The organism is Rurimicrobium arvi (assembly GCF_039540495.1).
Lineage (GTDB): Bacteria > Bacteroidota > Bacteroidia > Chitinophagales > Chitinophagaceae > Rurimicrobium > Rurimicrobium arvi.
Genome location: NZ_BAABEZ010000001.1, coordinates 370,141 through 391,896, shown reverse-complemented (window position 1 = coordinate 391,896; position 21,756 = coordinate 370,141). Strand labels below are relative to the sequence as shown.

16 protein-coding genes and 1 CRISPR repeat array are annotated in these 21,756 nt (G+C 47.5%); of the genes, 7 read left to right on the top strand and 9 right to left on the bottom strand.

Going from position 1 to position 21,756, the window contains the following annotated elements:
- Positions 1-57 precede the first annotated feature (57 nt).
- Complete coding sequence (locus ABD846_RS01600) at positions 58-2,181, bottom strand: S9 family peptidase (protein WP_344821993.1); 2,124 nt, start codon at positions 2,179-2,181, stop codon at positions 58-60.
- Positions 2,182-2,384: 203 nt separating this feature from the next.
- Here ABD846_RS01600 and cas13b point away from each other — a divergent pair, with 203 nt between their 5' ends.
- Positions 2,385-5,777, top strand: a complete 3,393-nt coding sequence (gene cas13b / locus ABD846_RS01595; protein WP_344821991.1) for a type VI-B CRISPR-associated RNA-guided ribonuclease Cas13b — start codon at positions 2,385-2,387, stop codon at positions 5,775-5,777.
- 11 nt (positions 5,778-5,788) lie between these two features.
- Positions 5,789-6,412 carry a type VI-B CRISPR accessory protein Csx27 gene (gene csx27, locus ABD846_RS01590; protein WP_344821989.1) on the top strand — a complete coding sequence of 208 codons (624 nt, stop codon included), beginning with the start codon at positions 5,789-5,791 and terminating at the stop codon, positions 6,410-6,412.
- A gap of 97 nt (positions 6,413-6,509) precedes the next feature.
- Positions 6,510-7,534: direct repeats of the CRISPR family, unit length 36 nt; unit sequence GTTGTAGCTGCCCCCAGTTTGAAGGGTATAAACAAC.
- A gap of 1,223 nt (positions 7,535-8,757) precedes the next feature.
- Here the strand turns inward: csx27 and ABD846_RS01585 are convergent.
- Both ABD846_RS01585 and ABD846_RS01580 read right to left on the bottom strand, forming a co-directional pair.
- Positions 8,758-9,507 (bottom strand): hypothetical protein, encoded by a 750-nt coding sequence (locus ABD846_RS01585; protein ID WP_344821987.1) that lies wholly within the window; start codon positions 9,505-9,507, stop codon positions 8,758-8,760.
- 112 nt (positions 9,508-9,619) lie between these two features.
- Positions 9,620-10,516, bottom strand: a complete 897-nt coding sequence (locus ABD846_RS01580) for a TlpA family protein disulfide reductase (protein WP_344821985.1) — start codon at positions 10,514-10,516, stop codon at positions 9,620-9,622.
- Between the two features lie 788 nt (positions 10,517-11,304).
- Between ABD846_RS01580 and ABD846_RS01575 the strand changes: the two genes are divergently transcribed.
- A complete protein-coding gene (locus tag ABD846_RS01575) occupies positions 11,305-12,267 on the top strand; it encodes a T9SS type A sorting domain-containing protein (RefSeq protein WP_344821983.1) in 963 nt (320 codons plus the stop codon).
- 34 nt (positions 12,268-12,301) lie between these two features.
- Here the strand turns inward: ABD846_RS01575 and kdsA are convergent, their stop codons facing one another.
- The 4 genes from kdsA to ABD846_RS01555 are packed head-to-tail and all read right to left on the bottom strand — an operon-like array spanning position 12,302 to position 16,107.
- Positions 12,302-13,120, bottom strand: a complete 819-nt coding sequence (gene kdsA, locus ABD846_RS01570) for a 3-deoxy-8-phosphooctulonate synthase (protein ID WP_344821981.1) — start codon at positions 13,118-13,120, stop codon at positions 12,302-12,304.
- Positions 13,121-13,136: 16 nt separating this feature from the next.
- Positions 13,137-14,420, bottom strand: a complete 1,284-nt coding sequence (locus ABD846_RS01565) for a M16 family metallopeptidase (RefSeq protein ID WP_344821979.1) — start codon at positions 14,418-14,420, stop codon at positions 13,137-13,139.
- Positions 14,421-14,438: 18 nt separating this feature from the next.
- Entirely contained in the window at positions 14,439-15,398 is a 960-nt protein-coding gene (locus ABD846_RS01560) for a hydrogen peroxide-inducible genes activator (RefSeq protein WP_344821977.1), read from the bottom strand.
- Between the two features lie 31 nt (positions 15,399-15,429).
- Positions 15,430-16,107, bottom strand: coding sequence for a TapB family protein (locus ABD846_RS01555; RefSeq protein WP_344821975.1), 678 nt, complete (start codon positions 16,105-16,107; stop codon positions 15,430-15,432).
- 109 nt (positions 16,108-16,216) lie between these two features.
- Between ABD846_RS01555 and ABD846_RS01550 the strand changes: the two genes are divergently transcribed.
- The 4 genes from ABD846_RS01550 to ABD846_RS01535 all read left to right on the top strand — a co-directional run bounded on the left by ABD846_RS01550 (position 16,217) and on the right by ABD846_RS01535 (position 19,717).
- The gene (locus ABD846_RS01550) at positions 16,217-17,578 is read left to right on the top strand and encodes a pyridoxal-phosphate dependent enzyme (RefSeq protein WP_344821973.1); all 1,362 of its coding nucleotides are present in this window, start codon (positions 16,217-16,219) and stop codon (positions 17,576-17,578) included.
- A 2-nt stretch (positions 17,579-17,580) separates the two neighbouring features.
- Positions 17,581-17,934 (top strand): hypothetical protein, encoded by a 354-nt coding sequence (locus ABD846_RS01545; RefSeq protein ID WP_344821971.1) that lies wholly within the window; start codon positions 17,581-17,583, stop codon positions 17,932-17,934.
- 3 nt (positions 17,935-17,937) lie between these two features.
- Positions 17,938-18,732, top strand: a complete 795-nt coding sequence (locus ABD846_RS01540; RefSeq protein ID WP_344821969.1) for a helical backbone metal receptor — start codon at positions 17,938-17,940, stop codon at positions 18,730-18,732.
- Between the two features lie 64 nt (positions 18,733-18,796).
- Positions 18,797-19,717, top strand: a complete 921-nt coding sequence (locus ABD846_RS01535; RefSeq protein WP_344821967.1) for an AraC family transcriptional regulator — start codon at positions 18,797-18,799, stop codon at positions 19,715-19,717.
- Here ABD846_RS01535 and ABD846_RS01530 read toward each other — a convergent pair.
- A complete protein-coding gene (locus ABD846_RS01530) occupies positions 19,714-20,103 on the bottom strand; it encodes a DUF779 domain-containing protein (RefSeq protein WP_344821965.1) in 390 nt (129 codons plus the stop codon). The two genes, ABD846_RS01535 and ABD846_RS01530, sit on opposite strands and share 4 nt — an antisense overlap.
- Before the next feature lie 64 nt (positions 20,104-20,167).
- Positions 20,168-21,667 carry an aldehyde dehydrogenase family protein gene (locus tag ABD846_RS01525; RefSeq protein WP_344821963.1) on the bottom strand — a complete coding sequence of 500 codons (1,500 nt, stop codon included), beginning with the start codon at positions 21,665-21,667 and terminating at the stop codon, positions 20,168-20,170.
- Positions 21,668-21,756 lie beyond the last annotated feature (89 nt).

Genomic DNA, 21,756 nt, shown 5'->3' with positions numbered 1-21,756 from the left:
AAAACGGGCGGCCTGATAACAGACCGCCCGCAAGTTACAGATGAATTTCCGTTGTGCCTATGGCTTCAGGTATAAATCGAAATAGTCGCTGATCTTCTGCATCAGGTGCACACGGTCTTTTCCGCGTACATTATGCGGATGACCCGGATACACGAAATAATCGACCGGAACGCCGTTATCCACGCATTTGCGGATAAAATTGACGGAGTGCTGCCAGACCACCACATCGTCGTCTGTACCGTGGATCAGCAGCAGTTTGCCTTTCAGGTTTTTTGTTTTGGTGAGCAGATTCGCGTCTTCATAACCTTTCGCATTTTCCTGCGGGGTATTCATATAGCGTTCCGTATACATCACCTCGTACATTTTCCAATCCATAACGGGACCGCCCGCTACGCCCACTTTAAATACATCGGGATTGCGCAGCATCATGCTGGTGGTCATGAATCCGCCGAAGCTCCATCCGTGAATACCCATACGGTCGGCATCCACGAAAGGAAGCGATTTCAGGTAGTTTACACCCTGAAGCTGATCTTCCAGTTCCACCGTACCCAGCTTTCCGAAAGTAGCCTGTTCAAATTTAAGACCGCGGTTGCTGCTGCCGCGTCCGTCCATCGTGAATACCACGTAGCCTTTCTGTGCCATGTATTCGTACCAGAGATTACCGCTTGCAGGGAAGCTGTTGTGGAGCAGCTGCACATTGGGTCCGTTGTACAGGTACACGATCACGGGGTATTTCTTTTTCGCATCGAAAGAGACCGGCAGGATCAGCTTTCCGTACAGCGGCGTACCGTCGGCGGCTTTCAGCGTCACGTCCTGAACCTCAGGGCGCCTGTAGGCCGCCAGTGTATTGTCGGCACGCAGCAGCTCTTTCGACCATTTACCATTGGTATGCAGCAACTGGCTTACGCGCGGTGTGGTCGCATTGCTGTACACATCGAGCACATAATGCCCATCGCCGGAGGCAGTGACGTTATGGTATCCCTTTTCGCGGTCTACGCGGCGCATAGCGCCTGTTTCCCAGTTTACCGCGTAAGTATTCTTCTCCATCGGAGATTCTTTGGATGCAGTGAAAACGATCTCCTTTTCCGCTTTGTTGAAAGCCAGCAGTTCGTTCACCACCCAGTTGCCTTTCGTCAGCTGGCGCAACAGTTTGCCTTTGGTATTGAAGAGGTACAGGTGCATGAAGCCATCGCGCTGGCTCCACCATACAAATTCGGTATTGCTGCCCGGCAGGAACTGCAGGCTGTGCTGCGGCTGTACGTATTTGCTGTCGGATTCTTCAAACAGGGTGCTGACCTTATCGCCGCTTATGGCGTCGAACATGCTGAGTCGCAGATGATCCTGCTCCCGGTTCAGCGTGGCGATGAAGATGTAGCGTTCATCCGGGCTCCAGCTCACACAGGTGAGGTATTTATCCAGTGGATCGCCGGTTTTGATCCGCACTTTGGTTTTTGTTTCGGGATTATAGACCCATACAGATACCTGGTGGGAGGTGTTGCCAGCCATCGGGTATTTGATATTATGGTTTACGGCGGGCGTCTGCGACCAGTCGATCACCGGGTAGTCAGCTACCATGGTCTGGTCCATACGGTAGTAGGCCAGCAGGTTGCCTTTGGGTGAGAAGAAGATACCGTGGTCGATACCGAACTCTTCGCGGTGCACGGATTTACCGTTGATGATATTGGGTTCTTTATCGTCGGTAACGGGCGTATTGTTGAACCACAGGTTGTTGCCAACGGTATAGGCGATGTTGCCGGTTTCCGGAGCGACAAACACGTTTTCGGCGTCCTGTTGCAGGGTTTTCTTCGTCAGGGATTCCATTCCCGCATCCAGGAAGATCACTTCATTACCGGATTGCAGGTAAAAACGGTCTTTGCCCTGCCAGCTGAGCATCGGGAATGCTTTCAGGCTGTCCCTGCCGTATATAGTCTGGTTCAACGTTTTGAGGCGCAGGAAAGTATCTACTTTACCGTTGTCGGCATTTGTGCGCACCCAGGCATTGTTGGCCACGAAAAACAGGTTGTGGGTTTCCGGCTGCCAGGAAGTCTGGCGCAGCCCTTTCGGGGCGAGCGTTGTGCCCATGCCATTGGTGGCTTCGGCGATCGTGAAGTTCTTTTTCTGGGCGTTGGCCGCGGCGGACACAGAGAGGGCCAGCACCGACAGACGAAGCATTTTATGCATAGAATGAATATAAGAACACAAATGTAGTGTTCCGGCCTGCAAAGCACAAGGGCAAATTGGGGGGAATTTGGGGGAGATCGTTTGCGCTTTAGGTGGAGGACCAATCAATAGTCAACGCAGACAAATTATTATAATGAATAAAATACAAAATTGATAACTTTCGGAACTTAAATTCATTTAACTACCCCTAAAATTTTCCCATTATGGAGTATACCACACCCTTTAATAAGGAGCAAGAAGACAAAAACAACAAGAAGACACTTGCGAATGACCCCGAATATTTTGGCTCGTATCTCAACCTGGCCAGACTCAACATTTACAACATCAGCAATCATATCGCACAAAAGTTTGAAATAAAATATAATAATCAGCAAGTCGCTGTTCTGGATGATGAAGAGAAGATTGTCAACAGTTTTCTGACTAATTACAACACCAAAGCCTTCAAAGAAAAAGAGAGGGTGATTTTTGACTATACCAGAAGATTCTTAACCATTTCAAAAATCTTTGACACAGAAACGCTTCCCGGGACCGAAAAAGGGAAATCAGAAAACTCAGGTAAAAACATACAGATGTTCTCTAAAGCATTAGGTCACCTTTTCAGAGCTATCAATGAGTTCAGAAATAATTACACTCACTACTATGGCTGGGAAACCGAGACAAGCCGAATAACAACCGTTTCTGCCGAACTGAAACAACTTCTGGAAATAAGCTTTAACCATGGTATCCAATATTCCCAACAGCGCTTCAAAGAAGTGTTGTCTGCTGAAGATTTCGAATTGGCATCTAAAACGATATTAGTCAATGCAGACAATACGATTACACAGGATGGCATGGTCTTCCTTATTGCATTATTTCTCGACAGGGAAAACGCGTTTCAATTCATAGGAAAAGTTGTTGGTTTGAAAGGAACCCAGAAAAATTCCTTTTTGGCCAAAAGAGAAGCGCTCATGGCGTATTGCTTACGACTGCCTAATGACAAATTTGTAAGCGATAATATCAAGCAGGCTTTCTCATTAGATCTTATCAATGAATTGAGTAAGTGTCCTAAAGAACTGTACCATGTAATTACCGAAACCGAACAAGAACAGTTCCATCCCAAAATACAAAACGCTCTTAACATAATTGAAAACAGTGTTCCCGATTCTGTGGAAGACTTTGAAGCGTATATTCAAAGTATCAGCAAAAGAGTGCGCCAGGAAAACCGTTTCAGCTTTTTCGCTTTAAAGTATCTGGATATAAATGAGACTTTTAAAAAGATCAGATTCCAGATTGATCTCGGCAAAATTACTTTAGACAAATATTCAAAGATATTGGCCGGGCAGGAAACGGAAAGAGAAGTAGTAGAGGACGCAAAAGCATTTAAGCGACTGCAGGATCTGCAGGAAGAAAATACCGTATTGGGTTCCATTAATAAATCAACCCAAAATTTAAAATTCAGACAGTTTGCTCCGCACTATAATTTTGACAATAATAAAATCGGTATTTCCCTTAGTGAGCAGCTTCCAATATTTACCTATAATCCCCAAAATGGCAAACAGGTAAAAGGTGCATTAAAACAACCCGTTATTGATGCATTCCTGAGCATTCACGAATTACCCAAAATTCTGCTGCTTGATCTGTTACATAGAGGAAAAGCAGAAACGATCATTGAGGAGTTCCTAACCATCAGTAACTCCAAAATATTAAATTGGAAGTTTATAGAATCTATAAAGTCGAAGCTTAAACATTTGAGTGTGTTTTACAAGCGAAGCGAGGGAAAAAAGAGAACAGGTGAAGACCATGCGGCGTACAATCCCGTAATGCTGGAAGAGCTCAGGGCCAGAAAAAAAGCACTCAACGACCTCCTACAAGAGGAGGGGCTTAATGATAAGCAAATCCCTGAAAGAATATTGGCGTATTGGCTGAATATACAAAATGTAGACACAGAGAGAGCGGTTTCCGACAGGATTAAACTCATGAAAAAAGACTGTAAAGACAGATTACATGCCTTAAAAAAACAAGAGGAAACCGGCGAAGGAAAGATTCCTAAAATAGGGGAAATGGCAACATTTGTGGCCAAGGACATTGTGGATATGATCATTGATCCGGAGAAGAAGAAAAAAATCACTTCCTTCTATTATGATAAAATACAGGAATGTATCGCACTATATGCAGACCAGGAAAAGAAAGCTCTGCTTAGACAAATACTCGAAGACGATCTGAAACTTTATGACAAAGGAGGCCATCCCTTTTTGCATAAAGTACGCTTTCAGGATGTTCGGTATACCAAAGAACTGTACCAGAATTACCTTGAAGAAAAAGGCAAAAAAATGATCTTGGTTGGACAGAAAAAAACAGAAAAAGATGTTTCCTGGATGCAAACACAATTTTATATTTCAAAGTTTGACGAGAAAAAGCGGAAAAAGATGACGCGTGTCGGACTTCCGGATAACTTAAGTGAACTTCCTGTGTCTATCAATCGCCTTGCACGACCGGAACATCAGTTAAGTGAATGGTTTCGGTATATTATGGAAGGGAAAGAGAAAACAGATAGAAAGAAACCAATAGACCTACCCACAAACCTGTTTGACGACGCTCTGCAAGTGGCATTACAAAAATCCTTGTCGGCAAGCGGTATCTCATTTGACTCTAAAGATAATTACAGCAAACTATTCAGACTTTGGTGGAAACACACAAGACAAGATGAGACACAATCTTTTTATGCTGCCGTAAGAGCCTACGAATTTGAAGATATCACCTTGAATTTTCAGGTCAATACCAAAGAAAAATTTGAAGATTACCTACCGGAAACAACTGTGTCCGCCATTATCAAAAACAAAACAGCCCGCCTTAAAAGAGAGCAGAAGCCAAAGCAAAACTTAACAGTGATTGATGTCCGGAAAAAAGCAGCCTTGCGTATCAAGATCACCGAAAGAGAAATACGGTTGATACAGGAGGAGGATATGCTGATGCTCCTGATGTTTGAAAAAATGAGTCATGTGCCGAATTGCCGCTTGCGCGACATTGGTAGACTGTTGCATCAAACAGAAACCATAAAGCAATCTATCGAAGGCAAGCTCTATTTTTCTCCCGACGGCACAAAAAACATAAATGAACGGACGAGTATCGTTAAAATGATAACGGAGGAGCGCAAGAGAAAAGATTACAGCGTACTAAAAAAATATCTCCACGATAAGCGACTACCCGAACTGTTTGAATATTTCCCGGAATCAGTGATCCCGCTCACGAAGCTCAAACTGGAACTGGGAGCCTATAACAAAGGCAGAGATATTGTTTTCGGATCAATATTCGAACTGGAAAAGGCCATCATTACAAGACACAAAAATGATTTCCTAAACAGTACAAGCAGCCTTCAGAAGTCCGGCAAAAACCATATCCAGCATAAACACTATCTGGAATGGCTTTTATCTGAAAATAAGATCAATACCGACGATCGTGACTTTCTCCTTATGACACGAAATACGTTTAGCCATAACCAATTTCCACAGAAACAAACAATGGAAAAAAGGATCAGATTTGTAGAAAGCGAGAAATTTGCACTGCAGATTGCAGATGCCTATGAAAGAACGATAAAGTCGATTATACAACAACTTTAAATTAAGAAGCGATGGACAAGCTATCTATCTACGAATTTCTCTCCTACTTCCTGCCCGGAGTAGCAGGCACTTACATTGCGCTGCAATTAGTGCCGGAAAGCCTGCAACTTTTTACAAGTATTGGAGAATTTGCAGACGGTTTGGTATTTACTATTGTTGCTTTGTGTTTGGGACTGCTGCTCCACCGTATCAGCTTTTCGCTAAGCAACAAAAAATGGTACAAAAAAATAATTATGTCACCGGTAGATATCATTGTTACCAAAAACCCGGAAAACATTAAAGCAGTTTTTGCCCAAATTGACAACCAATTCAACGAAGAACGCCTTAATGGCGGTCAACTGTTTGACTACGCATATCATTATCTCGAGTTCGCGGACAAAATAACTCCCGCGAAAAGCTTCCAGAGTATCTATTTTTTCCTGCGCAATCTGGCATTACTGCTCACATTGTGGTTAGTGCTCTTACTGGTCGGTGTTATTTTTCATTATCAATTCAACAAATGTATGACCCTGATTATCGCGTTTTTGATTTGTCTTCCTTTACTAACCTCTGCCGCAAATTTTTACAGAGAAAAAATGGTTGTGCGTATTTTCAATACGTTTGCTGTAGCCATGAAACTGCAGAGGCAAGCGTAAAAAAAAGGAAAAAACTTGCCGTGTCTCCAATTTAGTTCGTTCTAAAATGCGAGAAACACACGGAACCCAGCGATAAAGCTGGCTTACACCAAAACGTGTTGTAGCTGCCCCCAGTTTGAAGGGTATAAACAACCGCGGCTAGACTCGGACCTAAGCTGCATGAGTTGTAGCTGCCCCCAGTTTGAAGGGTATAAACAACTATTTTTTCCACGGTGGCAACTTCGACACAGTTGTAGCTGCCCCCAGTTTGAAGGGTATAAACAACTGATGCGCTCAATATTTCCGGGCGAAGGATGTTGTAGCTGCCCCCAGTTTGAAGGGTATAAACAACGCTGGCTTGCCGGTAGTCCATCCGGGAAACGTTGTAGCTGCCCCCAGTTTGAAGGGTATAAACAACAGATTCCACATCGCATACATAAGACAGTCGGTTGTAGCTGCCCCCAGTTTGAAGGGTATAAACAACGGGTTTAGTAATTGATAAAATATATTCCCGGTTGTAGCTGCCCCCAGTTTGAAGGGTATAAACAACAACATACTTAGTGTATTTTGTTTTTAAGAGGTTGTAGCTGCCCCCAGTTTGAAGGGTATAAACAACACCGCTTGTACAATTCGGGAAGTGTTTTCTGTTGTAGCTGCCCCCAGTTTGAAGGGTATAAACAACTTGACATATCCGTTTGATTTTAGTTCGTTAGTTGTAGCTGCCCCCAGTTTGAAGGGTATAAACAACTAAGGAGTGACCGTAGCTTGTTCCGGAAAAGTTGTAGCTGCCCCTAGTTTGAAGGGTATAAACAACTATATCACCGGCATGCCGGATTTCGATACCGTTGTAGCTGCCCCTGGTTTGAAGGGTATAAACAACCCACGGACGGTCTGCTATTTTCGACAACCTGTTGTAGCTGCCCCTGGTTTGAAGGGTATAACAACGTCTTTTAGATTGCGCTATGAGAAAATCCCGTTGTAGATGCCCCCAGTTTGAAGGGTATAAACAACTTTGCGTGTAATTGAATATAATCAGCCCTGGTTGTAGCTGCCCCCAGTTTGAAGGGTATAAACAACTTTATCTTGTCCCGAACCTCCGCCCGAACCGTTGTAGCTGCCCCTGGTTTGAAGGGTATAAACAACATACACATCTTTCAGTGCGCACAGTACTTGGTTGTAGCTGCCCCAGTTTGAAGGGTATAAACAACGCCATGTCGAACAGGGACTCTGTGCGATACGTTGTAGCTGCCCCCAGTTTGAAGGGTATAAACAACAACAGCGTTATAGTTTGTACCGTCGTACCAGTTGTAGCTGCCCCTAGTTTGAAGGGTATAAACAACCGCATGCGACGGCAGTATCCATTCATAAGGTTGTAGCTGCCCCTAGTTTGAAGGGTATAAACAACTGGAAACTGGATATCATTCATGCCGACAAGGTTGTAGCTGCCCCCAGTTTGAAGGGTATAAACAACTAAAAAAAGTCATGCTCGGCGTCAGTAAAAGTTGTAGCTGCCCCTAGTTTGAAGGGTATAAACAACACAATACGATTACATTCTGTTCGGGAGTGAGTTGTAGCTGCCCCTAGTTTGAAGGGTATAAACAACTGGTAAAATCTTGTGAACAGTACAAAAAACGTTGTAGCTGCCCCTGGTTTGAAGGGTATAAACAACTGAATCCTTGAAAGTGATTGTAGAACCGGAGTTGTAGCTACCCTTAATTTGAAGGGTATAAACAACAATCCTGCACATGTTAATAAATCCATACTTAGTTGTAGCTGCCTCTAATTTGAAGGGTATAAACAACCACGGTAGCGGGTGTCTTTTAAATAGGTCGGTTGTAGTTGCCCCTAGTTGGAAGGGTATAAACAACTTTCGTTCGAACGCAACGCGCATCGCCTCCGTTGTAGCTGCCTTTAGTTTGAAGGGTGTAAACAACGCTTTTGTTCATGCATCGAAAGGTTCAGGGGTTGTAGCTGCCCGGTGTTGGAAGAGTATAAACAACATCTATTGCCGTGCACATTTATTAAAGTTCATTTAATAACTCCACACGCTCAGTATACATGACCACACGCTCGTTGTACCATCGCTGAAGCTCAGTGTAACAATCCGTATGCCAAGTGCACAATTACGGGTAGCCTTCCAAGCGTTGCGCAAACTCATTGAACAAATGCGGATGTCATTTAAACAACTGCGGATGCTCATTCAATAAATCCGCATAGTCATTGAAGTATTGCGCATGCTCGTTGAACACATACGGAGCGGCATTGTAACAAAGCACTTGTCTGGCGCGCATAACACTACGCAAATAAAAAGCGCCTGCTACAGTGCAGGCGCTTACTTCTCGTCGGGATACGGAGCAACCGGGGCTTTACTTTGTTCGGGGTTTGGAGATACTCAGGCGTACAGCCTGTTTCCAGGCTGCAGATTGCTCTCCGAAAGCTGCCCTGAGGTATTGTTTGATCGCCCTGGCTACATCTGCCACACCACTGCTTTTATTATAGAGCAATTCATTCCGCAGCGCGCGGGCATTGTCCAGCAGTCGCTTTTGGGTCTGTACTGCGGCAGAGGAAGCGAGCAACTGCCGGTGTCTTTCGCTGAGCTGCGCCACCGTAAGTTCATCCTCCAGCGGACTGTACAGGGGTTCTTTCATCAGGATGTCGATCATAGACAGGAAATGCTGCGACTTTTGGTCGTAAGAAAGCTGCGAAGTACTGATAACGCGCTGTGCAGCGGGTTCCGGGTTGTCTGCAGGAACCGGAGCTGCGGTGGAAGGCTTACGCCGTGTGCTGCCCTGCAATTTTTTGTGGTACGCTTTCAGGTCGTTGATGCGTTCTTCGGAGGCTCCGCAGGAGCGGAAGTAACTGAGTATACGGCTGCTTAAGGTGGCCAGCTCAGCGAAGCCGGATTGCCGCAGGTTTACGGCGTTGTAGTAATCATTCAGCAGGGCCATGACACTGTTTACGGATTCGGTGGCAGCGTTGCTCTGGCTGCCCAGTGCTGTCAATGCCAGCAGCGGATTGGAAGGTCGGTAGGATGCGCCCAGGGAAGAGCATATGGCTACCAGTTCGGTGAAGGCGGTGGCATTCCGCAAATGCCCTTTTTCGCTTGCGTTCGTCATAAAGTCTGTATTTGATTTGGTTATTTTTTGCTTATCAATAACTGAACCAAACAGGTATTACAACTGCCAATCATTCGTTAAGATGCAGCAGCGGACAACACAGGAGCAAACTTTACTGCGTAAGTATTTTTTCTATGGCTGAGAATACCAGGTCGCGCTCGCGAAAGACATAGCCGTCGTGCGTATACAAAATACGCCCGCCGCTGTCGACGATGAGCAACAGCGGCATTCCGTTTATTTTGTTGCGGATTTGGGCATTGAATGTTGCTGTATCATCCGGCACCAGTGTTTTCAGGCATGCAGTACCGTTCTCTTCATTTAGTATTTCTGCTATAGTGTTCAGCGGGTTTATTTTCACTACGGCTATTTTATCTGACGAAAATTTAAGACACAGATCTTCGGCCAAAGGATTCATCTGACGGCAGGGCAGACATTCATTGAAAGAAAAGACTACCACGAAATACTTTTTGGTCGCATTGGGAATCTGAATTGTTCCGGAGTCTACGAAACGGTAGCGCAAGGGATTAAGCTTGCGTATCGTATGGTCGGGATTCGATTGAGTCATGTGGAAAAAATGATACGTCAGTAAACGTTCGGCTACAAGCGATAATGCAAACCCCGATACGATCAACGCTACACGCATCCGGTTACTTTTCATTTTACCCAATACCGCCCATACAATACATCCGTCAATAAGGGTGTGAAACGGGAAAAACTGCGGAAAGAAAATGGCGGAATCGTCCATGAAAGCTATAAATCCTGCGATACCCGCAGTGAACGCGATCTCGAACAGGAATAACTGCAGACCGGAAAAATATATTTTTTCCGGTCTGAATATGCGTTTGAAGAGTAATGCCCCGATCAGGTACTCGATGGCCCGGGCAACAACAGGATAATAGAGCATCCCTTCATTTACATGATTCAACCAGCCGTTGGTGAGGAAATGGTGTGATAAAAAAAAGACGAGTATAAACAGCATACTTGCGATTGTGGGCATTGTCTTCTTCATAAAAAAAAAATTCTGTTTTAAGTCGTTTAAAAATTCCGGCTGCATCCTCCGGTAGGCCCATCGATCTTTCAGGCAAAACAATTCCCGTCTTACTATTGCATTTAATGAAATACTGACAGCTGCATTTAAGCCGGGCACAGATTCAAACGTATACAATTGTCTATCTTATTGCCAACGTTAACTCAGGAACGGTATACTTATTTTAGGAACGGTATCGTAAAAAATAAACACAATTGCATACCTGCCCTAACAGGCAGCCCACGGTAATTTCACTGTGCGCGATGTATCCTCAAACCTGAGCAATAGTTACAAAAATGCAGGTCAGCCTTGGCTACTGTACAAAAAAATACAAAGTCGTGCATAGCAGTAGGTTGAAGCAGCTATACGGTTGGTGGCTGTTTCATCTTTTATGCAGGTCTGATTGGTCGTGGAAGGAAAATAGGGCTTGATAACGTTACCCCTGATGCAGTTACAAAATCATTGCAACGCAACGAAAGTAGGATCGTTCAGTTAGCCTGACAAGTATGCATACAAATATTTCTTTATTCACTGGAATTCTATTTTACTTATGACTTATTTGTAAAATATTTTATTACATGTCTGAAGATTTCCTTTCCCGGCGGAAAACCATTAGCTGCCATCGGCCATTAGGCACGTATTTTTTGTCCGATGATTCCTGCGCCTACCACCAGATTTGAAACAAAGCGCATCATTTTGCCAAATAAAATACCTGACAGACTTTTTGTATAAAAATCTTTTCATACATTTAAATCATCAATCATCACCCTATGAAACCTTTATTACTACTCTGTTGTGCATTGCTTATCAGCATTCCACCCTGCAAGGCTCAGACCTGGGCGCCTCTCGGCATGAAATGGAAATACCTCGCCATTGGCGATGCATGGAACCCGAAAGATCATTTTATAACGACCTTCAAAGCCACAGACACCTTCACTGTCGACGGTCACCGGTGCACGCTCATCAGAAATATGACCGCTGCCTCAACGGATACTTCGCGACTGGCCCTCGGATCCGGCTTTATCACTTATGAAGAGGCGGGCGTTGTTTATCTCCTGTCCCCCGTTACGAAGAAGTTTACCGTGCTCTACGACTTCAATAAAAAAGCCGGTGAAGGATGGTCGATTTACGGAATGCCGCAGAACCTGTCCCGGACAGATACTGTGGCCTGCCCGATCAGCGTGGTGGTCGATTCGGTACAAACCGTAACCATCAATGGAATCAATCTTAAAAAGATGTTCGTCTCAAACGGCAGCGGCTCACTCAGCTATGCATTTCAAGGGGTGATCATCGAAGGAATAGGACACACTACCCGCCCCTTTCCCTGGAACAGTTGTATCAGCAGTACGCCCTGCTATCACATTACCGATTGCATTTCGCACTATGCCGGCTTACGTTGCATCGACAGCGGGGCAATCGGCTTTTACGATTTCAAAACAGCTCCCGATTGCGACTGGCTGCCAACAGGAATAAAGGAAGAGCAAACCGGCGGTATTTATACGCTGTTGCCGAATCCGGCGCAGGATCATATAACGATGCGTATCGGAAGCTTTTCTGCAAAAACGGGTTACCGGCTTCAGGTGAGTAATCTTGTAGGTCAGACCGTCCACAGCAGTTCTTTAAACAGCGGCGAAACCAAAATCAGCATTGCAGGCTGGGCGCCGGGACTGTACTTCTACACGGTCTACGAGGATAACAGGCTGACGGGCACGGGAAAACTCATCGTACAATAATGAACGAGGCCGGATATGATATCCGGCCTCGCTTTTATGATCCAATTTCATTCACCGCTCTGCGCAGCACTACGAGCTTTTCCAGCAGGGGCTCCAGCGCATCGAGGTGCAGCATGTTGGCACCATCGGATTTTGCATTTTTCGGATCGGGATGTGTTTCGATGAAGAGTCCGTCTGCGCCCACAGCAATTGCCGCCCGCGCTATCGTCTCGATCATGGCAGGGTTACCGCCGGTAACGCCGCTTGTCTGGTTCGGTTGCTGCAAAGAGTGCGTACAGTCCATTACGGCAGGTACACCCATTGCCTTCATTATGGGGAACGAACGATAGTCCACCACCAGATCCTGGTAACCGAACGTCGTACCGCGATCGGTGAGTATCACCTGATCGTTGCCGCTCTGGCGGATCTTATCCACCGCAAATTGCATCGCATCCGGAGAAAGGAATTGTCCTTTCTTTACATTTACCACTTTACCTGTCTTTGCCGCAGCTACCAGTATATCCGTTTGCCGGCACAGGAATGCGGGGATCTGCAATACATCCACATAAGCCGCAGCCATATCTGCCTCATTGGCGGCATGGATATCCGTGACGGTGGGCACCGAAAATGATTTACCCACTTTTTGCAGTATCTCCAGCGCGCGCTCATCACCGATGCCCGTGAAACTGTCCAGGCGCGTACGGTTGGCTTTGCGGTAGCTCCCTTTAAAAATATAATTGATGCCCAGACGGCGGCAGATTACGGATACGCGTTCCGCAATATGAAACGCCATTTCCTCACTTTCCACGGCACAGGGGCCGGCCATCAGGAAGAAGTTATTGCTATTCGGGAATTGTTGTGTAAACAGGTTCATGTACTATCTTTTGTGGTCAGACTACCACGAGTTCGTAAAAATCTTTTTTATCCAGGTAGCGCTGCGCGAGTGTAAGCAGCTCATCCGCCGTAATGGATTTATAGGTTTCAATGTTCGCATTGAAACGTTCTATTCCGAATCCGTTCAGGATCAGGGAGCGCCAGCGCTGCATAATGGAGAACGGTCCGTCGAGATCGCCGAGGATATTGCCAAGCAGGTAGTTTTTTACGAGCAGCAATTCTTCCGCTTCCACAGGTTCCCGGCACAGACGGTCCATTTCATGATACACTTCCGTTACGGTCTGTTCGAGTACATCGCGACCGGCTTCGGTATGAATGATCAGCGATGCATCTTCGGCAAATGCGCCGACGGAACTGTAGATACCATAAGTAAAGCCTTTCTCTTCGCGGATATTGCTCATCAGGCGGCTGCCGAAGTAGCCTCCGAAAACCGTATTGAGTACCACTACCCCAGCGAAATCGGGATGCGTACGGCGGATAAACCGGCGGCCGATGCGCACTGCACCCTGCACTCCGTTCGGATCGTTGGAGAAAAACACTTTCCGTTCGGTTGCCGCATCAATCGCATGTTGCGGTGTGCTTACGGTACCCTGTATCGCAACTGATCCGAAAATCCTGTTCAGCAGCTGCACTTCCTGATCACCTACTTTACCGGCCATGAACATTTTCAGTCCGGAGAAGCCCAGGTGCCGGCGGTGAAAGGCCAGCAGATCTTCGCATTGCAGGGCCTCGATCGCTTCTTTACGACTGTAGCGGCCATAAGGATGATCGGCACCGAACAGCATTGCATCGATCTTCTGATTGGCGACGAAATCGCATTCGCGCTGGCTCACGAGCAGGCGCTGTATTGCGTTATTCTGATACAGGTCCAGTTCGTGCTGCGGGAATTGCGCTTCGGCCATTACTTCCGCGACGATCGGCAGTATTGCCGGCAGATGCCGCGTCAGTGTGTCGAGCGTAAGGGTGATATAGTCGTTACCGGCGTGTACTTTCAGGTTGGCGCCGTAAAATTCGAGTGATTCGTTGATCTGGTTGGCAGTTTGCTGCAGGGTGCCGCTTTTCAGCAAACCTGCGCTTGCATGGGCTACCGCAGGCTTTTCCTCATACCAGAGCCCTGCCGGGAATACCCAGTTGATCTCCACCACATCCTGTACGCCGGCATTGAGCCAATAGAGCGGAACGCCATTGTCCAATACCGCGGTCTGCAGCGGAGGGAGACGGTAATCAAATTCTATGGCATCGTGAATGGCCGGTGCCTGCTTCCTGTCTGTTATAGTCATTTATGTATGTTCCTAAGCTTATCCTAAACGGGAAGACTGAATACGCAGTATCTTCCTTTTCTTTGTCTGTGCGCGCATTTTTTCGGGCACCAGCGCCAGTATCTCATCGATCATGCTTTGCAGCAGCGATACCTTTACGAACTGGCTGTTGGTTACCAGGCTCACTTCACGTACCGGTTCCGGTTCTTCGAAGTAGCGCACTCTGTCCTGCTGGTCTTCGTTGAAATCGCTCACTGCCAGCTCAGGAAGGATAGTGATCCCTTTTCCGCGATCAACCATTTTCCGAAGGGTATCCACATTGCTGCTGTCGTACTGGAATGGCTTATTGGTCTGCAACTCCTGAAGATGCTCACTGCACAGGTCCAGTACCTGGTTGCGCATGCAATGCCCTTCATTCAGCAGCAGCAATTTCTCCATATCAATATCTGCGGGGAGGATCATTCTCTTTTTCAGTACGGGCGAGCCTTCCGGAAAGTACCCGACAAAAGGTTCGTAGAACAGAGGATATTCCTGTATGCCGCTTTCCTGAAGCGGTGTGCTCACAATTGCCGCATCGATCTCATTATGCCGTAAAGCGGTGAGGATCTGCTCGGTTTCCATTTCTTTTACCTTCAGCTTCACATCCGGGTAGTCGGAAGCATAGCGCTCGATCAGGCCGGGCATGAGGTAAGGAGCAACGGAAGGGATCACCGCGAGTTTGAACACTCCGGCAACGATGCCCTGGGTACTCTTCACCAGTTCGAATACCTTTTCGCATTCGGACAGGATCACTTTCGCCTGCTCGATGATCGGCGCACCGATCGCGGTAACGGTATTAGGACGGTTATTACGGTCGAACAGCTTGATGCCCAGTTCTTCTTCAAGCTTCTGGATCTGCATCGACAGCGTTGGTTGCGTCACGTAGCATTTTTCTGCTGCCGCAACGAAACTGCGGTAAGTGGCAACGGCCACCGCATATTCTAATTGTGTAATGGTCATCGGCGTGTTTGTTTTTAGTTAGCGGATGTGCTTACTCGACAGAGGTAAGTTCTGAACGGTACGATTTGGCTTCGTTCCGCACAACGCCCACCCCGGGAGCAAACCATTCCATGTTATCTACGCTCAGAGGTATCGAAAGACCACCAACCTGGGCTTTAAATGTAATGTGTGCTTTTATTTTAAAACAGTTCCAGGTGCCTGCCGCGGTAGTTACCTGCTCCTCTGCCAATACCGTCCGCTCTTCGATCGCCACATTCATTTCTGTTACAATACCTTCCGAGTTCGTGGACTGTAATGTGTATTGCGCATCCTTCAGTACATCGCCCACCTTCATGTTCACAGGATAATCTACGTAAAAATCTCCCGTTGCGTTGAAGTTCCGCAATTGCTTCACCTGCTGCTGACTCATCACGAGGTGCACATCTGCCCGGTAAGCATTACCGGTACACTGCACGTTGGAAGTTCCCGACGAAAGAATACCTCCCTTGCTGTCAAACACTTCCGAACTGACGGTGGATGTGAGTGCCCCCTGATTATTCTCTGCGCCCGTGATCTTGTAGACAACTTTTCCGTTCGGCTCTCCCTTACGGTTATAATGGGTCATCGTGACGGTCTTGCCCGCCTGCATTAAGAGGTAGCCCTCGCATTTCTGGGCGGCTGCACTGAAACAGCAAACGGAGCCCAAAGCTAACGAAGACAGAAATTTCATGAATCCTGAATTAAAATCAAGTCTGTGCTTCATATACGGTTTCGACCATAACTTGTATCTATCAAAAGTAAGAAAATGACTACTTTCGCAGCACATTTAATAAAAGTTTATGCACAAAGTTTTTGACAATATCCTGCAAACTATCGGCGACACTCCGCTGGTCCGTCTGAACCGCGTTGTAGCCGGAATGCCCTGCCCGGTATACGCCAAAATCGAGTATGGCAATCCGGGAAACAGCATCAAGGACCGCATGGCGCTGAAAATGCTGGAAGTGGCGGAACAGGAGGGTAAAATCAAGCCCGGCGGCACCATTATCGAGGGTACTTCGGGTAATACCGGTATGGGACTTGCCATTGCAGCGATCATCAAAGGATACAAGTGCATCTTTACCACTACCGACAAGCAATCCAAAGAAAAAATAGATATCCTGAAAGCGATGGGTGCCGAGGTGATCGTCTGTCCGACGAATGTAGAACCGGAAGATCCGCGCTCTTATTACTCCGTATCTAAACGCCTGGCGAAAGAAGTACCGAACTCCTGGTACGTCAATCAATACGACAACCTCGCGAACCGCCTCGCGCATTACGAGCAGACGGGTCCGGAGATCTGGAACCAGACTGATGGTAAAGTAACCCATGTGGTTGTGGCTTCCGGAACAGGTGGTACCATTACGGGTATCGGCCAATACCTGAAAGAACAGAATCCCAACGTAAAAATGTGGGCGATCGATACGTATGGTTCCCTGCTGAAAAAATGGTTCGATACCGGTGAGATAGATATGAAGGAAGTGCATCCTTACATCTCGGAAGGATTCGGTGAGGACTTCGTACCGGAGAACTACGACCGTAATGTGATCGATCATTTTGAGAAAGTTACCGATAAGGATGGAGCCGTAATGGCGCGCCGTATCGCAAAAGAAGAAGGCATTTTCGTGGGCTATTCCGCGGGATCGGTGATTGCAGGATTGCTGCAACTGAAAGCGCAGCTTTCAAAAGACGATCTCGTGGTGGTGATCTTCCACGACCACGGCAGCCGCTATGTGGGCAAAATTTATAACGATGAATGGATGCTGGAGCGCGGATTCCTGGATGTGGAAACGGTGAAAGACCTGATTGGCGGACTGGGTCGCCGCCGCCTCGTCACCATCGGTGTAAACGAAACCGTGGCTGATGCGATGGCCATGATGAAAAAATATGACATCGAGCAGATCCCGGTAACGGAAGGAAGCGAAATGAAAGGTTGCGTGACGCAAAACGGCCTGTTCAAAAAACTGATGGAAGATGCGGACCTCAAAGAACGCAGTATTGCATCCGTAATGGAAGCCGCAATGCCGGTCGTATCCATGGACACGCGTGTGGATCATCTTGCCCAGTTCATCAATAAAGACAATGGTGGTATCCTTGCAAGAGACGAAAGCGGCGATTACCATATCCTCACGAAATACGATATCATCAACGCGTTCTCGAAATAAGCATGAGCAATTCCCTGAAAACGTTTTTCACAAAGCCGCCGATCCTTTTTCCTCTGGCGGCTTTGTTTCATCTGGTATTATTTATAGCTGCAGTTGTCACACTGTACCCTACTCCGCTGTCTCAGCGCGACTGGCTTGCGCCTCTGGCTTCGCTCTCCTTTACCATTGCGGCATTCCTCATATGCACGATGCGTAAATGGACCGCTATGAGCTACGTGGGGTTGAGCATTGCCTGTCTTGCGCTGATGTATTTTGGTGGCTACGACAGTCCGGCACGTATCTTCGGCCAGGCGCTGTTCCCGCTGAACCTGATCCTGTCTTTCTTTATCCTGTTGCTGTACAAACGGTTTCGCTGATACATGGGAATGCTGGTGACAGATATGATGCATCGCAGGCTTACCGTACCGGAATGTCCCGGACGCATTGTATCGGTTGTACCTTCCCAAACGGAACTTTTGTATAGTCTCGGACTGGACGAAGAAGTAATTGCGATCACGAAGTTCTGCATTCATCCAGATCAATGGTTCCGCAGCAAGCAAAGGATCGGAGGTACCAAGAAGCTGCACCTGCAGCAGATCCTGAACCTTAACCCGGACCTTATCATCGCGAATAAAGAAGAAAATACACAGGCAGAAATCGAATGGCTGGCGGAACGCGTACCGGTGTGGATCAGTGATATCCGAACGCTTCCGGATGCGCTGGAGATGATCCGTTCGGTTGGTGCACTCGTTTGCCGTGCCGAACAGGCAAATGCGCTGGCTGCCCGCATAGCAGCGTCATTCGCTAATATCCATGTCGGCAACGATCCGAAGAGAAGAGAACGGGTGGCTTATTTTATCTGGCGGGATCCCTGGATGGCAGCCGGCAATGACACGTTTATAGATGAGATGCTGCGCGCCGGTGGATGGGAGAATGCATTTGCGTCGCTATCCCGCTACCCGGAACTGTGTGCTGCTGATATCCGCAATGCGCAGCCGGATCGCGTGTTCCTGTCATCGGAGCCCTACCCTTTCAAAGAAAAGCATATTGCCGAATTGCAGGAAATCGTACCGGAAGCCCGCATTACCCTGGTCGACGGAGAACTCTTCAGCTGGTATGGAAGCCGCCTGCTGCACAGCGCTGCTTATTTCCATTCGTTAAGATCACTTTCTTAGCCGATACCCCGGATTAAAGCCGGATGCTTTTCAGTATATTTGAAAACGTCCAAATGCTATTGTTATGGCCCGTTCTAAGGTTGCTCCGGCTGCGCCTGCCTTATCCGGCGAATACTCGCTGAAAACGCTGATCGAAAACCGCACGATCTACAACCTGGAACATTGTGAAATGAACCTTTTTGAGACCTACCAGAAATCGGATAAGGTCGCGCTGAAGTTCAACGATCTTGTTGTGACAAGCATGCTCAGAGGTAAGAAGGTGATGCACCTGTTCGGCGATCCGGGCTTCGATTACCTCCCGGGAGAATCGGTGATCGTACCGGCAAACGTGGAAATGAAGATCGATTTCCCGGAGGCACAGATGGAAAAGCCGACACAGTGTCTGGCGCTCGCAATAGACAACCGCAAGATCGAGGCTACCCTGCAACTGCTGAATGAAAAATATCCGAGGGACGGAAGAGACAATTACTGGCAGCTGGACGACCGTAATTTCTTCTTTTACAATAACCAGGAAATGGCCCAGACCCTGAACAAGCTGGTCCGTATCTGTCAGAGTACGAGCATCACCAAGGATGTAATGGCGGATCTGGCTTTACAGGAACTGCTCATCACAATCACACAGAGTCAGACGATGAAGGCGCTTGAAGGCTCTGAATCTGCTGCTAAAAGCACAGTGATTTCCGAGTTAACACGATTGATACGCAGCAATATTTCGGGAAAAATAGATCTGAAACTGCTCGCCCGTACAGCCTGTCTGAGCACGACTTCTTTATACAGGATGTTCAAACGCGAGCTGGGCGTGAGCCCTATGGAATTCATTATCCTGGAGCGGATCAAGCTGGCTAAGAGACTGCTGAAGAATCAGGACATTTACATCAAGCATGTGTCTTACGAGGCCGGATTCGACGACTGCAATTATTTTATACGCATCTTCAAACACTACGAAGGCATCACACCCAAGCAATACCAGCAGCTGAACAGCTAATCGTCATCAGTATAACGCAAAGGCTCGAGGTCGGCAAGCTCTGCGTCGCTGAACACGCGGCTGTGAATAATGAAGCGCAGCCCCAACGGTATCTCCAGGGAGAAACTCGCACCGCGGCCTTTTGTAACATCTACCGTAAGCTGGGTATACTGCCAGTAGGCAAACTGGTCCCTGCTCATCCAGAAAGGGCAATCGTCGATAACGCCGAGGCATACATCGCTCCCACCCACTTTAAAATCCCCCTGTTCGAAACACATAGGCGATGAACCGTCGCAGCAACCGCCACTCTGGTGAAACATCAATGCCCCATATTGCTCTTTGAGCCGGGATACCACAGCCGAGGCTTCTGCGGTAATCAGTACACGTGCCGTCATTTCGATTGTCATTAAGAGAAGAAAAAAGGCCGGCGCTAATGGCAGCGCCGGCCAGACCTATTGCACCTTGTGCTCCCTAAAAGAAGCCAAGCTTGTTTTTACTGTACGAAATGAGCATATTTTTCGTCTGACGGTAATGTTCGAGCATCATTTTGTGCGTCTCGCGTCCGAAGCCTGATTTTTTATAACCGCCGAACGGAGCATGTGCCGGGTATGCATGATAATTGTTCACCCATACGCGCCCTGCCTGTATCGCACGCGGAACCTGGTACAACTCGTGCGCGTCACGCGTCCAGACACCCGCACCAAGTCCGTACAGCGTATCATTTGCAATCGCGATTGCTTCCTCGGTTGTTTTGAATGTAGTGACACATACCACAGGTCCGAAGATCTCTTCCTGGAAGATGCGCATTTTGTTGTGCCCTTTGAAAATCGTTGGCTGGATATAATAACCGCCGCTGAGTTCGCCCGAGAGCTCATTCACATCTCCTCCGGTGAGCACTTCCGCGCCTTCTTCTTTACCGATCTTCAGGTAGGAACGGATCTTCTCATACTGGTCGTTGGAAGCCTGCGCTCCGATCATGGTGGCAGGATCCAACGGATTGCCGGATCTGATCGCCTTTGTACGCTCGATCACGCGCTGAATAAATTTATCGTAAATCTTTTCGTGCACGAGTATGCGCGAAGGACAGGTACAGATCTCGCCCTGATTCAGCGCAAACATTACCGCACCTTCAACAGCTTTATCGAAGAACTCGTCATCTGCATCGCCCACCGATTCAAAGAAAATGTTGGGTGATTTACCGCCCAGTTCCATTGTAGCGGGGATGATGTTTTCAGATGCGTATTGCAGGATCAGCCGGCCTGTGGTCGTTTCTCCTGTGAAAGAAACTTTTGCAATGCGCGGTGATTGTGCGAGCGGCTTACCTGCTTCCAGTCCGAAACCGGTAACCACGTTGAGCACACCGGCGGGCAGTAAATGGCCTATGAGTTCCAGCAACACCATAATGGAGGTGGGTGTTTGCTCGGCAGGCTTTACCACGGTACAGCAACCGGCAGCGAGGGCCGGTGCGATCTTCCAGGTGGCCATCAGCAACGGAAAATTCCAGGGAATGATCTGTCCCACCACGCCAAGAGGTTCATGCAGGACAATGCTCACGGTATGCTCGTCGTGCTCTGCGATTGCGCCCTCTTCTGCACGGATCACGCCGGCAAAGTAACGGAAATGATCCACCACCAGCGGCAGGTCGGCAGCCATCGTCTCACGGATCGGCTTACCATTGTCGATTGTTTCCACTGTTGCCAGGTACTGCAGGTTATCTTCTATCACCTGCGCTATCTGCAACAGGATATTGCTTCGCTGAGCCGCGGGTGTTTTGCTCCAGGAGGGAAACGCAGCATGCGCTGCATCAAGTGCCAGCTCTATGTCCTCTTTTGTGGAACGGGCCGCTTTGGTAAATACTTTGCCGGTAACGGGAGAAATATTTTCGAAGTATTCGCCTTTCACAGGCGCTACAAATTTGCCGCCGATATAGTTATCGTACTGCGGCTTGAAAGTTGGGGTTTGTTGTGCCATTTTTGTTGATTTTTGATGTCTGTTACAACGTTACAGCCCATCGCTTCCGTTTTGTAGCACGATTATTGCAAATGATAGCACGAAAAAGA

Coding starts and splice junctions, on each gene's coding strand:
- ABD846_RS01550 (WP_344821973.1), top strand. CDS start 16,217: ATGCACAAAGTTTTTGACAATATCCTGCAAACTATCGGCGACACTCCG.
- ABD846_RS01600 (WP_344821993.1), bottom strand. CDS start 2,181: ATGCATAAAATGCTTCGTCTGTCGGTGCTGGCCCTCTCTGTGTCCGCC.
- ABD846_RS01525 (WP_344821963.1), bottom strand. CDS start 21,667: ATGGCACAACAAACCCCAACTTTCAAGCCGCAGTACGATAACTATATC.
- ABD846_RS01555 (WP_344821975.1), bottom strand. CDS start 16,107: ATGAAATTTCTGTCTTCGTTAGCTTTGGGCTCCGTTTGCTGTTTCAGT.
- ABD846_RS01575 (WP_344821983.1), top strand. CDS start 11,305: ATGAAACCTTTATTACTACTCTGTTGTGCATTGCTTATCAGCATTCCA.
- kdsA (WP_344821981.1), bottom strand. CDS start 13,120: ATGAACCTGTTTACACAACAATTCCCGAATAGCAATAACTTCTTCCTG.
- ABD846_RS01585 (WP_344821987.1), bottom strand. CDS start 9,507: ATGACGAACGCAAGCGAAAAAGGGCATTTGCGGAATGCCACCGCCTTC.
- cas13b (WP_344821991.1), top strand. CDS start 2,385: ATGGAGTATACCACACCCTTTAATAAGGAGCAAGAAGACAAAAACAAC.
- ABD846_RS01580 (WP_344821985.1), bottom strand. CDS start 10,516: ATGAAGAAGACAATGCCCACAATCGCAAGTATGCTGTTTATACTCGTC.
- ABD846_RS01535 (WP_344821967.1), top strand. CDS start 18,797: ATGGCCCGTTCTAAGGTTGCTCCGGCTGCGCCTGCCTTATCCGGCGAA.
- ABD846_RS01565 (WP_344821979.1), bottom strand. CDS start 14,420: ATGACTATAACAGACAGGAAGCAGGCACCGGCCATTCACGATGCCATA.
- csx27 (WP_344821989.1), top strand. CDS start 5,789: ATGGACAAGCTATCTATCTACGAATTTCTCTCCTACTTCCTGCCCGGA.
- ABD846_RS01560 (WP_344821977.1), bottom strand. CDS start 15,398: ATGACCATTACACAATTAGAATATGCGGTGGCCGTTGCCACTTACCGC.
- ABD846_RS01545 (WP_344821971.1), top strand. CDS start 17,581: ATGAGCAATTCCCTGAAAACGTTTTTCACAAAGCCGCCGATCCTTTTT.
- ABD846_RS01530 (WP_344821965.1), bottom strand. CDS start 20,103: ATGACAATCGAAATGACGGCACGTGTACTGATTACCGCAGAAGCCTCG.
- ABD846_RS01540 (WP_344821969.1), top strand. CDS start 17,938: ATGGGAATGCTGGTGACAGATATGATGCATCGCAGGCTTACCGTACCG.